12 protein-coding genes are annotated in these 13,903 nt (G+C 58.3%); 7 read left to right on the forward strand and 5 right to left on the reverse strand.

Going from position 1 to position 13,903, the window contains the following annotated elements:
- Positions 1 to 7: 7 nt before the first annotated feature.
- From ACJ5NV_RS00925 to pdeM, 7 genes are all read left to right on the forward strand, one after another.
- Positions 8 to 973, forward strand: coding sequence for a type II secretion system F family protein (locus ACJ5NV_RS00925; protein ID WP_411641575.1), 966 nt, complete (start codon positions 8 to 10; stop codon positions 971 to 973).
- Entirely contained in the window at positions 973 to 1,536 is a 564-nt protein-coding gene (locus tag ACJ5NV_RS00930; RefSeq protein ID WP_411641577.1) for a tetratricopeptide repeat protein, read from the forward strand. Before ACJ5NV_RS00925 ends, ACJ5NV_RS00930 begins: the two co-directional genes overlap by 1 nt.
- A 27-nt stretch (positions 1,537 to 1,563) precedes the next feature.
- On the forward strand, positions 1,564 to 2,418 hold the full coding sequence (locus ACJ5NV_RS00935; protein ID WP_411641579.1) for a tetratricopeptide repeat protein: 855 nt from the start codon (positions 1,564 to 1,566) through the stop codon (positions 2,416 to 2,418).
- A 4-nt stretch (positions 2,419 to 2,422) separates the two neighbouring features.
- Positions 2,423 to 2,914: a prepilin peptidase gene (locus ACJ5NV_RS00940; protein ID WP_411641581.1), complete on the forward strand. Its 492-nt coding sequence runs from the start codon at positions 2,423 to 2,425 to the stop codon at positions 2,912 to 2,914.
- Between the two features lie 123 nt (positions 2,915 to 3,037).
- The gene (locus ACJ5NV_RS00945) at positions 3,038 to 4,348 is read left to right on the forward strand and encodes an ATPase (RefSeq protein WP_411641583.1); all 1,311 of its coding nucleotides are present in this window, start codon (positions 3,038 to 3,040) and stop codon (positions 4,346 to 4,348) included.
- Positions 4,349 to 4,515: 167 nt separating this feature from the next.
- Complete coding sequence (locus ACJ5NV_RS00950; RefSeq protein ID WP_411641585.1) at positions 4,516 to 6,921, forward strand: ligase-associated DNA damage response DEXH box helicase; 2,406 nt, start codon at positions 4,516 to 4,518, stop codon at positions 6,919 to 6,921.
- A gap of 39 nt (positions 6,922 to 6,960) precedes the next feature.
- Complete coding sequence (gene pdeM, locus ACJ5NV_RS00955) at positions 6,961 to 7,644, forward strand: ligase-associated DNA damage response endonuclease PdeM (RefSeq protein ID WP_411641587.1); 684 nt, start codon at positions 6,961 to 6,963, stop codon at positions 7,642 to 7,644.
- Here the strand turns inward: pdeM and ACJ5NV_RS00960 are convergent.
- From ACJ5NV_RS00960 to ftsH, 5 genes are all read right to left on the reverse strand, one after another.
- On the reverse strand, positions 7,598 to 8,353 hold the full coding sequence (locus ACJ5NV_RS00960) for a LytTR family DNA-binding domain-containing protein (protein ID WP_411641589.1): 756 nt from the start codon (positions 8,351 to 8,353) through the stop codon (positions 7,598 to 7,600). The two genes, pdeM and ACJ5NV_RS00960, sit on opposite strands and share 47 nt — an antisense overlap.
- A 122-nt stretch (positions 8,354 to 8,475) precedes the next feature.
- Entirely contained in the window at positions 8,476 to 9,369 is an 894-nt protein-coding gene (folD, locus tag ACJ5NV_RS00965) for a bifunctional methylenetetrahydrofolate dehydrogenase/methenyltetrahydrofolate cyclohydrolase FolD (protein ID WP_411641591.1), read from the reverse strand.
- Between the two features lie 75 nt (positions 9,370 to 9,444).
- Positions 9,445 to 11,121, reverse strand: a complete 1,677-nt coding sequence (locus ACJ5NV_RS00970; protein ID WP_411641592.1) for a formate--tetrahydrofolate ligase — start codon at positions 11,119 to 11,121, stop codon at positions 9,445 to 9,447.
- A gap of 139 nt (positions 11,122 to 11,260) precedes the next feature.
- A complete protein-coding gene (locus ACJ5NV_RS00975) occupies positions 11,261 to 11,839 on the reverse strand; it encodes an MOSC domain-containing protein (RefSeq protein ID WP_411641594.1) in 579 nt (192 codons plus the stop codon).
- Positions 11,840 to 11,973: 134 nt separating this feature from the next.
- Complete coding sequence (ftsH, locus tag ACJ5NV_RS00980; RefSeq protein WP_411641596.1) at positions 11,974 to 13,890, reverse strand: ATP-dependent zinc metalloprotease FtsH; 1,917 nt, start codon at positions 13,888 to 13,890, stop codon at positions 11,974 to 11,976.
- Between the last annotated feature and the right edge of the window lie 13 nt (positions 13,891 to 13,903).

Raw genomic sequence — 13,903 nt, forward strand, 5'->3', positions numbered from 1 at the left:
GATTCGCATGGAAAATCTGCAAACCATGGTCACCGATATGCTGGGACCGTTTGGCGCCTTCATTATCGTTGGTCTTCTAGGCTTTCTGCTTATTCTGCTCACGCTGCCAGTATTGCTGAAGCGCGAAGTCGATCCGCTCGACAAGCTTAAGGCCAGTGCACGCCAGAACGACAAAAAGGGCGGCAAGGGCGACCGGCTGCGGAGTGCGACAAGCAAGGACAAGCTCGAAAAATATTCGAACTTCCTCGAACCGCAGAACGAAGAAGAGTATTCCGCGATCAAGCAAAAGCTGATGCAGGCTGGCTATCGTGGCAAGAACACTGTCCGTATCTACCACTTTCTGCAATTCGCGCTGGGTATCTTCGGGCTTTTTCTCGGCGGCATCTATGCCATGGTCAAGATGTCCCAAGGCGACGTTGGATCGCAGGAACTGATGATGACCATCCTCGTACCAGGTGGTATTGGCTATATGCTTCCCAAATACTGGGTCGCACGGCGTCAGCAAGCGCGTCAGCAAGCCATCACCAATGGGTTCCCCGACAGTCTCGACCTGATGCTCGTCTGTGTGGAAGCCGGGCAATCGCTCGACCAATCCATCGTGCGGGTCTCGAAAGAGCTGAAATCAGGCTTTCCTGAAATCGCAGAGGAATATGATATTGTCAGCCAAGAGGTAAAAGCCGGTAAGGATAAGACCACGGTTCTTAAGGACATGTCTGAACGTTGCGGCGTGCAAGATATCACCAGCTTTGTAACCGTTCTGATCCAATCCCAGCAATTCGGGACGTCGATTGCTGACGCGCTTCGGGTTTATTCGTCCGAAATGCGCGACAAACGCGTGATGCGCGCCGAAGAGGCCGCCAACAAGCTCCCGACAAAGATGACACTTGCGACAATGTTGTTGACGGTGCCGCCGCTGATGGCCATTTTGATTGGCCCGTCGATCTATGCCATCGTGAAAAACCTCGGCACGTAATGCGACAGAGACGGGCACTTAGCGCAGGCCTTCTTTCAGTAACATTGGCCGCCTGTTCTACAGGCGGCCTTGATCGTTCGCCGGACGGTGTTTTCGCCCCACCCGCCTCCGGGCCGAGCCAGGTCGACGGGTTGGTCGTCGGGCACCGGCTGATGGATGCTGGCGAATACGAACTGGCTCTCAAGGCCTATCAGCGCGCAGCGGTCCAGCAAGGCATGAATGTCGACACATTGTCGGCCATCGGCTCTGCGAACCTCAATTTGGGACGCCTGAACCAGGCCGAACGCTGGCTACGCCAAGCCGTCGATGAAGACCCAACTTTTCCCCCGGCCTGGAACAATCTGGGCGTTGTACTCATGGAACGGGGTCAAATGGGCGAAGCGGTCGAGGTTTTCCGACGCGCATATGCCGCAGATAACGGAAATTCCGACGAAATTCGCGATAACTTGCGCTTAGCGCTCGCAAATTTGGCAAACTTCGATAATAATACGGTAGAAGAAAATCAGAACTATAATCTGATCCGGCGGGGCGCAGGCGATTTTGCCCTTCAGTCGGACTTGTAAGGTAGAGCAGCAAAAGGACGCAGAAACATGCGCCACCATATCTCTTTGACGCTTTGTGCGGCGGTCATTACCCTGTCCGCATGTGCAAAAGACCCCGAGGCCGACGTAGAACGTGCACTCAAGGATCTTAACGTCGTCGACGAAAGCAATCTCAATGACGTGATGCTTACCGTGGGTGACCCCAATGAGGCGGTTGAATATTTCGCCCGCGCCAATGCCAATGATCCGGGGCGGATCGACCTGCAACGCGGGCTGGGTAAATCGCTGATCCGCGCCAGACGCGCGGCCGAGGCAGTCACCATCTGGGAAACCGTCGTGGCGCATGACGACGTGGAAAACATGGATCGGGTCGAACTGGCCGGTGCTTATGTCCGCAATAACCGTTGGGATGATGCGGCGAATATGCTGAACACGATCCCGCCAACCTACGAAACCTTCAAGCGTTACCGGCTTGAGGCGATGGTCGCAGACAGCCGTCAGCAATGGGAAAAAGCCGACAGTTTTTATGACACTGCGGTCTCGCTGACCACAACACCCGGATCGGTCTACAACAACTGGGGATATTCAAAGCTGACCCGCGGCGACTATGCCGACGCAGAACGCATGTTCTCTGATGCGCTACGCTATGATGACGATATGTTCACCGCCAAGAACAACCTTGTTCTGGCCCGTGGTGCACAACGCAACTACACGCTGCCTGTGATTAAAATGTCCCAGATTGAACGGGCGCAACTGCTGCACACCATGGCGCTTGCGGCCATCAAACAAAACGACGTCACGATGGGTAAATCGCTGCTTGCGGACGCTATCGAAACGCATCCACAGTATTTCGAAGCCGCCGTACGCGCGCTCGAAGCGCTGGAAAACAACGTGGCGAACTGACGATATGGGACTGACGGCATGGGCTGCATATTGGTTTTTGCCGGCAGTCATACCCATCGCGATCTTCGTATCATTCAGCGATATGCGGCGGATGAAAATCCCTAATATCGCGAATGATGCGCTGCTGATCTACTATGCAATCATCGGGCTCATCGCCCTCCCCTTCGTCGACTACCTCTGGCATTGGAGTCATTTTATCGTGGTGCTGGCCGCAGGCATCCTGATGAACGCCGTAAGGCTTATTGGGGCTGGCGACGCGAAGTTCATGGCCGCCGCGGCCCCCATGGTCGCCTATGAGGATCTGCGCCTGATCATCGTATTGCTGTGTGCCTGTCTTCTGGCCGCCTATGCGACACATCGACTGGCCCGGATCAGCCCGCTACGCCGGATGGTGCCGGATTGGGAAAGCTGGGAAACCGGCAAGAAATTCCCGATGGGCTTCCCGCTCAGCATGTCGTTGCTGTTCTATCTCCTGATCGTGGCGATATACCGCTGACCCGCGCCTCAGATGCCTTGGACAGGAACATCTTTGTTCACTATTTCGCCATAATGGGCTGTAATCCTATATGGTAACATCGCTTCAAAGCGATCTTTTTCTTTTGCGACAGGTGGGACAACGATGAACATGCAAAGCTCTGGCGTATTGGCCCCTCCGGCACCGCGTAGCCTTGAGGCGATGCTGCTGCCGATGGCCATGATGCGCGACATTCTGATCAAGACCATGTTCCGCATGAACCTTGATATGGTGTCCGGCCTCAGCCGCGCCATCTGCCTGCCCATTCCGGTGACCCAAGAACTGGTCGACATGGCACGCGGACAGCGCCTGCTAGAGGCAACCGGTACGCTAAACGCCAACAGCGGCAATGAAATGGGCTACCAACTGACCGAAGCAGGGCGCGCGCGCGCGCTCGACGCATTGGCGCAGTCGGAATATTACGGTGCGATGCCGGTGCCGCTGGATATCTACCGCGAACAGATCCAGCGCCAGTCGATCCGGAACATCCAGATCACGCGCGATCAGCTGACCACCGCCATGGGCCACCTTGTGCTGCCCGACGATCTGCTCAGCAACCTCGGCCCAGCTGTCAGCGCCGGCCGCTCCATCCTGATGTATGGCCCGCCAGGCAACGGGAAATCGTCGATCTCAAACGGCATTCGGGACGCGCTGGGTGACAAGATCTATGTGCCGCGCGCCATCGAATATTCTGGTCAGGTGATTACCGTCTACGACCCGATCGTGCATAGCGCGGCAGAGGATGACGTCGACGATCCAAATAGCCTGCGACGTACATCCGGCCGTTTCGACACGCGCTATGTGCGCTGTGAACGGCCTACAGTGATCACCGGTGGTGAATTGTCGCTCTCTATGCTGGACCTCGTCTACAACCCCACAGCGCGGACCTATCAGGCCCCGCTACAGCTGAAATCCACCGGCGGCATCTTCATCGTGGACGACCTTGGCCGTCAGGCCGAACCGCCGCAGACACTGGTCAACCGCTGGATCGTTCCGCTGGAAGAAAGCAAGGATATTCTTGCCCTGCAATCGGGCGAAAAGTTTGAGGTCCCGTTTGACACGCTGGTCATCTTCTCAACCAACTTCCACCCCAACGCGATCTTCGATAAAGCGGCGCTGCGCCGTATTTTCTTCAAGATCAAGATCGACGGCCCACATCAGGAAGACTACCTGAAAATCTTCGCCATGGTGGCCCGCAAGCGCAAGATGCCACTGGATGAAGATACGCTCGTACATTTGCTGAACGTGCGCTATCCTGAAATCGACAATGTTTATGCGAACTACCAGCCGATCTTTTTGATCGACCAGATGATTTCCATTTGCGAGTTCGAGGGTATCCCGTACCAAATGTCTCCCGAGCTGATCGATCGGGCCTGGGCGAACATGTTCGTCAAGGAAGAAGAGATTATTCACTGATCCCTTCGAGACATTCCCAAGCAACTGGCTTCCCCAAAACATCGGGGAAGTCTTTTTCGTTTAAAGCGAAATGCGCTAGCCCCAATCGCCACTGTTCGCCCCTCCCACAACCTTACAAACCGTAAGGTGGGTCTTGACCCACCGCCCCTGCGGGGTAGGTCAGATCTATGACCACCCTGCCCGCCCCTTTCCAGACTTGGTTCGACAGCCGCGACTGGCAGATCCACCCGCATCAGCAGGCCATGCTGGACCGGGCTGATGCGCCCGCGCTGATGCTGATCGCCCCCACAGGCGGCGGCAAGACACTGGCCGGTTTCCTGCCCACCCTTGCCGAACTGGCCGATGGGCAGCACCAAGGGTTGCACACGCTCTATGTCTCCCCGCTCAAAGCGCTGGCGGCGGATATCAAACGCAACCTGCGCACCCCAGTCACGGAAATGGGCCTACCCATCCGGATTGAGGACCGGACCGGCGATACCTCCTACACACAAAAGCGCAGGCAACGGGCTGACCCACCTCATATTTTGCTGACCACACCTGAATCGCTCGCACTGCTGATCAGCTACGAAGACGCCCCGCGCATCTTCAAAGGGTTACAGCGCATCGTGATTGATGAAATTCACGCCCTCGCCGAAAGCAAACGTGGCGATCAGTTGATGCTCGCCCTCAGCCGCTTGCAAAGCCTCGCGCCCGGCCTGCGCCGCGTTGGCCTCTCTGCCACGGTGGAAGACCCTGCCGCCATCGCCGAAACCCTCGCCCGCCACCCCGACCCCTGCGAGATCATCCATGCCGTCCCCGGCCCCGCCCCCGATATCGCCATGCTCACCACCGAAGAAAAGCCGCCCTGGTCCGGCGGCGGCGCGGCCTATGCGATCCCTGCTGTGCTGGAACAGGTGCGGCAACACAAAACCACACTGATCTTCCACAACACCCGCGCGCAGGCAGAGCTGTTCTTTCACAACCTCTGGCTGGCCAATACCGATGACCTGCCCATCGGGATCCACCATGGCAGCCTCGCCCGCGAACAGCGCGAACGGGTAGAGGCGGCGATGGTCGCAGGCGCACTGCGCGCCATCGTCTGCACCGGCAGCCTTGATCTGGGCATCGACTGGGGCGATGTGGATCTTGTGATCCAGATCGGCGCGCCGAAAAACGTCAAGCGACTGGTCCAGCGGATCGGGCGCGCCAACCACCGTTACAACGCCCCTTCCAAGGCACTGCTCGTGCCCGCCAACCGGTTCGAGGTCGTGGAATGCGTCGCCGCACTTGAGGCCGTGAAAGAACATGACCTCGACGGCGACCCCAAAGGCCCCGGTCCACGCGATGTGCTTTGCCAGCATATCCTGATCACCGCCTGCGCCGGGCCATTCGACGCCGATACACTCTACCGCGAAATCAAGACCGTCGGTGCCTACCACACGCTCAGCCAGGCGGGCTTCGATGACTGCCTCGACTTCTGCGCCACCGGCGGGTACGCGCTGCGGGCCTATGACAAATGGAAACGGCTGCTACAAAATGCGGACGGACAATGGCAACTCCGCGACCCGCGCGCCGCCCAGCGGATCCGGATGAATATCGGCACGATCCAAGACACCGACACGCTCAAGGTCCGGATGAAAGGCAGCTTCAAACCGCTGGGCGAGGTCGAAGAAAACTTCGCCGCGACGCTCACCCCCGGTGACACTTTCCTGATCGGGGGGCAGGTTGTGCGCTACGAAGGCCTGCGCGAAATGACGGTAGAGGTCAGCCGCCGCGCTGACAAAACACCCAAAATCGCCACGTTCATGGGCACGAAATTTGCCAATTCGACACAGTTGTCGCAGCGCATTCTGCGGATGTTCCGCCAAGACAGCTGGCCGGAATTACCGCGCCACACCGCCGAATGGCTCGCCCTGCAACGGCAGGTGTCACAGCTGCCCGAAGCCGACCGGCTGCTTGTCGAAAGCTTCCCCCATGACGGGCGGCAGCATATTTGCGTCTACGGTTTCGCAGGGCGCAACGCGATGCAGACGCTCGGCATGTTGCTGACCCAACGGATGGAAGAACTGGACCTGCACCCGCTCGGTTTTGTTGCCACCGACTACGCCACACTGGTCTGGGGGCTGGACCCGGTCAGCGACCCCGCCCCGCTCTTTCGCCCGCCTGACCTGCGGGCGGGGTTTGAGACATGGCTGTCCGGCAACGCCGTCATGAAACGCACTTTCCGGGGTGCTGCGACCATCGCAGGCCTGATCGAACGCAACCTGCCCCAAACCCGCAAAAGCGGGCGGCAAGCCACGTTCTCCTCCGACATCCTCTACGATACGCTGTCCAAATATGACCCCGACCACCTGATGCTGCGGATCACGCGGGAAGAAGCAATGCGCGGGCTTGTGGACTTCGGGCGGATTGAGGAAATGCTCGCACGCACCGATGGGCGGGTGGATCACGTGATCCTTGACCGGGTCACTCCCCTCGCCGCGCCACTTTTTCTTGAGGTCGGCAAGATCGCCGTCGCCGGGGCTGCGCAGGACAGACTACTGGAAGAGGCCGCACTGCATCTGATGGACACTGCGGGCGTTGGCGATCTTTGACCCTTGCATCCACGCAGCATAGGCCCCAAAGAACAGAGCATGAACGCATATAATTTCACATTCTGCGGCACCGCCTGTCAGGCCCTCCCGACCGGTGCGCTCTATCTTCCGGATCAACGAATACTCTGCGTCTCAGACCTGCATCTGGGCAAATCCGACCGGATCGCCCGGCGCAGCGGCGTCATGCTGCCGCCATACGATGTGCAGGCGACGCTGGAAAAGCTGGAAAACGATATCGCAGCCACCCGGCCCGAAACGCTGATCTGTCTCGGCGATAGTTTCGACGACCTGGCCGCCGCCGAAAGCCTGGACGAAGACGCACGGCTCTGGCTCACCCGGCTACAGGCTGGACGGCGCTGGATCTGGATCGAAGGCAACCACGATCCCGGCCCGGTCGATCTGGTCGGCGACCATCTGGCGCAATTCCAAACCGGCACGCTGACCTTCCGGCATATTGCCACAGACGCCCCGGCAGAGGTTTCGGGCCACTACCACCCCAAACACCGGCTCGCCGGACGCAGTCGGCCCGCCTTTCTCTATGACAGTACGCGCATGATCCTGCCCGCCTACGGGGCCTACACCGGCGGGCTTACCAGCGGCGCCCCCGATCTGCGGGGGCTTTTGGGCACCAACCCGGTGGCAATCCTCACCGGACGAAAAGCCATTCCCGTGCCGCTTACAGAAACCCGGCGCGCCGCACGCTTTCCCGGTAGGTCTTGGTAACCGGCACCTTCGCCCCGGTTTCCAGCAGCAAAAAATCGCGCCGGCTTTCGCGCACCGCTTCGCGCACATAGGCACTGGCCACCCAATGCGACCGATGGGTGTAAAACCCGGGCGTGTCATCCATTTCACTGACCGCATCGGCAAAGCGCATCAGGATACGATGTTTGCTCGCGTCATCCAGAAACACTTCGACATAATGATCATCAACGGTCAGGCGCACGATAGCCGCATCACAGCCATCAGGCAGGCGCGCATACAAGCGCGGCAGCGCCTCTGCTGCGTCCGCGTCCTGCTTGCCACCATGATGCGTCACGAAATAAGAAATCAGCCCCACAACCATCGTAACACCAGAGACTTGAACCGTCATCAGGACAAGCGTGTGCAGCCCGTCAAAGCGATCCGAAAACAGTTTACTATAGCCCCAGACCGTCGGCGAAAATACCGTTGAAAAGACAGTAATCGCCGCAAATTGCCATTGTAGCGGTGTCGCACTAGGCCAAAATTTATCCACAGCAGAATGTGCCAGCTGCACAATGAAATATGCTGAAAACACAATCGGCATCCAATAGGCGAACCGCATCAGCAGGCCCAGCTCCTGATACGATCCAAAGGGTCCAATCAGCGCGAGAAACACAGATATTCCCAATAGGAAAATCCACGCAGAATGCGAAAAGAATGTTTCGACGGATTTGATTAAAAAGGTCAGCATGACACTTTAGTTAGCGAACCCCGCCAGTTTGAACAACTGACACAGAAACAAATATGGACAACGCTTTTCGCTTCGCGGTCAAGACACGGCAGCACCGCAAATCGCAGCCGCGCTGACGTGTGTCAGACGGTCAAACCATCCGGCTCCGCCAGCCCGTTTGCACGGCAACAAGCAGTCACCGTATTGGCCAACAGGCAGGCAATTGTCATCGGGCCCACCCCGCCCGGCACAGGTGTAATCGCCGCGGCTACAGCCGCACAGCTGTCATAATCCACATCACCCACCAACCGGGTGCCGCCCTCCGGCTTGTCGATCCGATTAATGCCCACATCAATCACCGTCGCGCCCGGCTTGATCCAGTCGCCCGGCACCATCTGCGGGCGGCCCACGGCCGCCACGACAATATCCGCCTGACGGACCACACCCGGCAGGTCCTTGGTGCGGCTATGGGCCATGGTTACCGTGCAGCTTTCACCCAGCAACAACTGCGCCATCGGCTTGCCCACGATATTCGACCGGCCGATCACCACCGCATTCATCCCCGACAGTGATCCGTGATGACCACGCAGCATCATCAGGCATCCCAGCGGCGTGCAGGGCACCATGCTCTTCTGGCCCGTGCCCAGCAAACCCACATTCGAAATATGAAACCCATCCACATCCTTGGCCGGATCAATGCTGTTGATGACAAGATCGCTATCCAGATGATCCGGCAGCGGAAGCTGCACCAGAATGCCATGCACGCTGGCATCACTGTTCAACTGATCAATCAGGGCCAGCAGATCCGCCTCGGACGTATTCGCATCAAGGCGATGCTCGAAAGAGGCCATACCGACCTCAACCGTCATCTTCCCCTTGGACCGCACATAGACCTGACTGGCCGGATCCTCGCCCACCAGCACCACCGCAAGGCCGGGAGTGATCCCATGATCCTGCTTCAGGCGATCCACATGGCCCGCGACCTTCTCGCGGACCTTGGCGGCAAAGGCTTTTCCATCAATTACTGTCGCAGTCATGTCGTCTCTTTCATTATGCGAGAGGGAGGGCGGGGCGATGTCCCGCATAAGGGACGAGCGTCGCCCCGCCCGATCTTAGAACAACCCTTCGATTTGCCCATCCGCATTCAGCATGATCGCCTCGGCAGAGGGCACACGCGGCAAACCCGGCATCGTCATGATCTCACCACAGATCGCCACGATGAACCCAGCGCCTGCGCTCAGTCGCACCTCACGCAGGGGCACACTATGCCCGGTGGGGGCGCCCCGCACACTGGGGTCGGTCGTAAAACTATATTGGGTCTTTGCCATACAGACTGGCAGATGGCCATAGCCCTGCTCTTCCCACTGTTTCAACTGATTGCGGATCTTGCTATCGGCGATCACCTCATCAGCGTGATAGATACGTTTCGCAATCGTGTCGATCTTGTCGAACAATCCCATCTCATCCGGATAAATCGGCGCGAACGTGGCCTCATCCGCATCGGCGATCTCGGCCACGCGGGTGGCCAGATCCCGCGTGCCCTCTGACCCCAATGCCCAATGCTTGCACAGGATCGCTTCGGACTCTTGGGTTGCCACATAGGCCCGTACCGCATCCACTTCTGCATCCGTATCCGTGACGAAATGATTGATCGCCACGACCACCGGCACGCCAAAGCTTTTGACGTTCGCGATATGACGGCCAAGGTTCGCGCAGCCCGCTTCCACCGCGGCCACATTCTCTTCCCCCAGATCAGCTTTGGCCACGCCGCCATTCATCTTCATCGCACGAACAGTCGCCACAACCACCACGCAGGACGGGGCTAACCCCGCCTTGCGGCATTTGATATTCATGAATTTCTCGGCGCCCAGATCCGCCCCGAATCCAGCTTCGGTCACAACGTAATCCGCCAGCTTCAGCGCCGTAGTCGTCGCTGTGACCGAATTACAGCCATGGGCGATATTGGCAAACGGACCGCCATGTACAAAGGCCGGGTTATTTTCCAGCGTCTGCACAAGGTTCGGCTGCATCGCATCCTTCAGCAACACAGTCATCGCGCCATCAGCCTTCAGATCGCGGCAATAGACCGGCGACCGATCACGACGATAGGCCACGATGATATCGCCCAGACGTTTTTGCAAATCGGACAGATTTCGGGCCAGACACAGGATCGCCATGACCTCGGACGCGACCGTAATATCAAACCCGGCTTCACGGGGAAAACCATTGGCCACGCCACCAAGGCTCGTCGTGATCTGACGCAGCGCCCGGTCATTCATATCCAGCACCCGGCGCCAAACGACGCGGCGGATGTCGATATCCAGCTCGTTACCCCAGTAAATATGATTGTCGATCATCGCCGACAGCAGATTATGGGCCGAGGTGATGGCGTGGAAATCACCCGTGAAATGCAGGTTCATATCCTCCATCGGCACCACTTGGGCATAGCCGCCACCTGCGGCACCGCCCTTCATGCCGAAACAGGGACCCAGCGACGCCTCGCGGATACAAACAGCCGCCTTTTTGCCAATCGCGTTCAGCCCGTCACCCAGCCCCACAGTGGTTGTGGTCTTGCCTTCACCCGCCGGGGTCGGATTGATCGCGGTCACAAGGATCAACTTGCCGTCCGCGCGGTCCTGCACGCTGTCGATCAGGCGCTGGCTGACCTTCGCCTTGTCATGGCCATAGGGCAGCAGATCGTCGCTTGTGATGCCCAGCTTTGCCCCAATCTCTTGGATCGGGCGCTTTGACGCAGCGCGCGCAATCTCGATATCCGACTTATAGTCCATGAAAAATATCCCTGTGTCAGGCAAAGCCACTCTTGTTCAAACCGGTTCTAACGCGGCAATACCGGAATGCGCAGAGTGATTGCGACATTTTCGCCCGCAGAATCGGCGGGCAAAGCGGCAGTGGTTTCGGATCAGAAACCTAAGACCGCCATGCACGCTGATCGGGCACATGCAGCTGGACCGGATCGCCAAGGCGGCACTGCCCTTCACGCTCAACCCAAGCCGTGATGCCGCGCCGGCCCTTGGCAGCCGCCTTGAACCGGGCACCGGCCCCGGGGTGATCCGTGTTGATCGGTTTGGCAGGCAGGTGACAGGGGCGGTTTTCCATATCCACCACAAGCGTTGCGCCATCCGGCATTTGTAACCGCGACGATGGCGAAAGATGGGTGAAATCCGGGATGCCCTTAATAACCATCGACGCCCCAACCAGCGCAGGATCAAGCGCCTCCAGCCCGCAGGCGCTGGCAATCTCGTCCAGTTCTTCCTGCGATACGATGCTTAGCTGACGCACATTGCGGATCTCTGTTCCCTTGGGATGTTGGCTTGTCACGCGCGAACAGGATGGGCGGGTCAAGCCGCCATGCGCTTCGCCCGAAATGCCGGCGTAGGTCAGTGCAACCGCATCCAGCGGAGCCGACCGCAACGTGACATCCCTGTCCGCCACACGCCCAAGCCAAATAACCTCGCCTACGATATCGGTCGGTTTCAAGGCTGGCATCACACATACTCCTGCTATTCCGGCACAGGGCTAGCCCATCCGCGCAACGGGTTCCAATCAGGATTTGTGTGATAAGATTTCAATCAAACCAGCAAAGTAAAACGCCGCCCCAAAGGGACGGCGTATTTTGTCATTCAGGCCGACGGTTCCGGCTCCATCCCGCCATCAGAAGCGCGCGGCTTCTTCGGCTTGGTTTTTGGGATCGCCGTGATCGACGGCGTCCCGCCAGAGGGCGGAGTGTCATCCGCATCGTCATCCACATGTGGCGACTCACCCGCAATCACGCGTTTGATTTCATCACCAGTTAACGTCTCATATTCTAACAAACCCTGCGCCAGACGCTCGAACTCTTCATTCCGCTCCAAGATGATCTCTCGCGCGCGTTCATAGCCAGCCTGAATGAAACCGCGGACCTCTTCCTCAATCATCTCTTTCGTATGGGCCGACACGGACAGGCCAGCAGTGTTGCCCTGATAGCCTTCATGCGCTTCGGCATAGTCGATATTGCCGATCTTGTCGGACATACCCCATCGCAGCACCATCGCGCGGGCCAATTGGCTGGCCTGCTGGATATCACCCGCAGGGCCGTTCGACACCTGTTCAGGCCCGTATTTGATGATCTCAGCTGCCTTGCCCGCCATCGTCATCGCCAGACGCTGATGGCATTCATCCTTGAACATGTTCAAGCGGTCCATTTCGGGCAGGCTCATCACCATACCCAGCGCACCACCGCGCGGAATGATTGTCGCCTTATAGACCGGATCGCATTTCGGCAGCGTGATACCCACAATCGCATGGCCCGCTTCGTGATAGGCGGTCATTTCCTTTTGCTCGGCGGTCATCACCATCGACCGGCGCTCCGCGCCCATCATCACCTTGTCCTTGGCCGATTCGAAATCGATCATGGTGACAAAACGGCGACCCACGCGCGCTGCCATCAACGCGGCCTCATTCACAAGGTTCGCCAGATCAGCGCCAGAGAATCCGGGCGATCCACGGGCAATGATGCGCAAATCGACATCAGGACCCAGTGGAATCTTGCGGGCATGCACGCCCAAAATCTTTTCGCGGCCTTTGATATCGGGATTTGGAACCGTGACCTGACGGTCAAAGCGACCGGGGCGCAAAAGCGCGGGGTCCAGCACATCACGGCGGTTGGTGGCCGCAACGATAATCACACCTTCATTGGCCTCAAAACCATCCATCTCAACCAGAAGTTGGTTCAATGTCTGTTCACGCTCATCATTGCCGCCGCCATACCCGGCCCCACGGGACCGACCAACCGCGTCGATCTCATCAATAAACACGATACATGGGGCATTTTTCTTAGCCTGCTCGAACATGTCTCGGACACGGGATGCACCAACACCCACGAACATCTCGACAAAGTCAGAACCGGAAATCGTAAAGAACGGCACGCCCGCCTCGCCCGCAATGGCACGGGCCAGCAATGTCTTACCCGTCCCCGGAGGGCCCACCAACAGCGCACCCTTTGGGATCTTACCGCCAAGACGCGAGAATTTCTGCGGGTTGCGCAGGAACTCAACGATCTCTTCCAGCTCTTCCTTGGCCTCATCAATGCCCGCAACATCATCAAACGTCACACGGCCGTGTTTTTCAGTCAGCAGCTTCGCGCGCGATTTGCCAAAGCCCATCGCGCCGCCTTTGCCGCCACCCTGCATGCGGTTCATGAAATAAATCCAGACACCGATCAGCAGCACGAATGGCAGGATCGCCATGATAAAGGCCTGAAACGCAGATTGCTCTTGGCTGCGGGCCTCGACCGGGACGTTTGCATCAATCAGCAGATCGGTGATTTCTGCATCTTCAGGTTTGATCGTCGTGAAGGTGCGACCGCCCTGCGTATAGCGGACGGTTTCGCCGTCAATGATCACATCAGTGACGCTACCAGCGTCAACAGCTTCTACAAATTCCGAATAACTACGCGCGTCGCTGCCGGCGGTACCGGGCGGGCTGCTGAACAGATTAAAAAGCGCCAGGACCATCAGGAACAGGACGACCCAGAATACGACGTTGCGCGCGTTGCCCAAGGGGATCTCCTTT

The sequence above is a fragment of the Loktanella agnita genome, from assembly GCF_046640325.1.
GTDB lineage: Bacteria > Pseudomonadota > Alphaproteobacteria > Rhodobacterales > Rhodobacteraceae > Yoonia > Yoonia agnita.

Excerpts from the sequence above, each read along its gene's own strand:
- ACJ5NV_RS00975 (WP_411641594.1), bottom strand. The coding sequence starts at position 11,839 with ATGCCAGCCTTGAAACCGACCGATATCGTAGGCGAGGTTATTTGGCTT.
- ACJ5NV_RS00935 (WP_411641579.1), top strand. The coding sequence starts at position 1,564 with ATGCGCCACCATATCTCTTTGACGCTTTGTGCGGCGGTCATTACCCTG.
- ACJ5NV_RS00940 (WP_411641581.1), top strand. The coding sequence starts at position 2,423 with ATGGGACTGACGGCATGGGCTGCATATTGGTTTTTGCCGGCAGTCATA.
- ACJ5NV_RS00925 (WP_411641575.1), top strand. The coding sequence starts at position 8 with ATGGAAAATCTGCAAACCATGGTCACCGATATGCTGGGACCGTTTGGC.
- ACJ5NV_RS00970 (WP_411641592.1), bottom strand. The coding sequence starts at position 11,121 with ATGGACTATAAGTCGGATATCGAGATTGCGCGCGCTGCGTCAAAGCGC.
- ACJ5NV_RS00960 (WP_411641589.1), bottom strand. The coding sequence starts at position 8,353 with ATGCTGACCTTTTTAATCAAATCCGTCGAAACATTCTTTTCGCATTCT.
- ACJ5NV_RS00945 (WP_411641583.1), top strand. The coding sequence starts at position 3,038 with ATGAACATGCAAAGCTCTGGCGTATTGGCCCCTCCGGCACCGCGTAGC.
- ACJ5NV_RS00950 (WP_411641585.1), top strand. The coding sequence starts at position 4,516 with ATGACCACCCTGCCCGCCCCTTTCCAGACTTGGTTCGACAGCCGCGAC.
- ACJ5NV_RS00930 (WP_411641577.1), top strand. The coding sequence starts at position 973 with ATGCGACAGAGACGGGCACTTAGCGCAGGCCTTCTTTCAGTAACATTG.
- folD (WP_411641591.1), bottom strand. The coding sequence starts at position 9,369 with ATGACTGCGACAGTAATTGATGGAAAAGCCTTTGCCGCCAAGGTCCGC.
- pdeM (WP_411641587.1), top strand. The coding sequence starts at position 6,961 with ATGAACGCATATAATTTCACATTCTGCGGCACCGCCTGTCAGGCCCTC.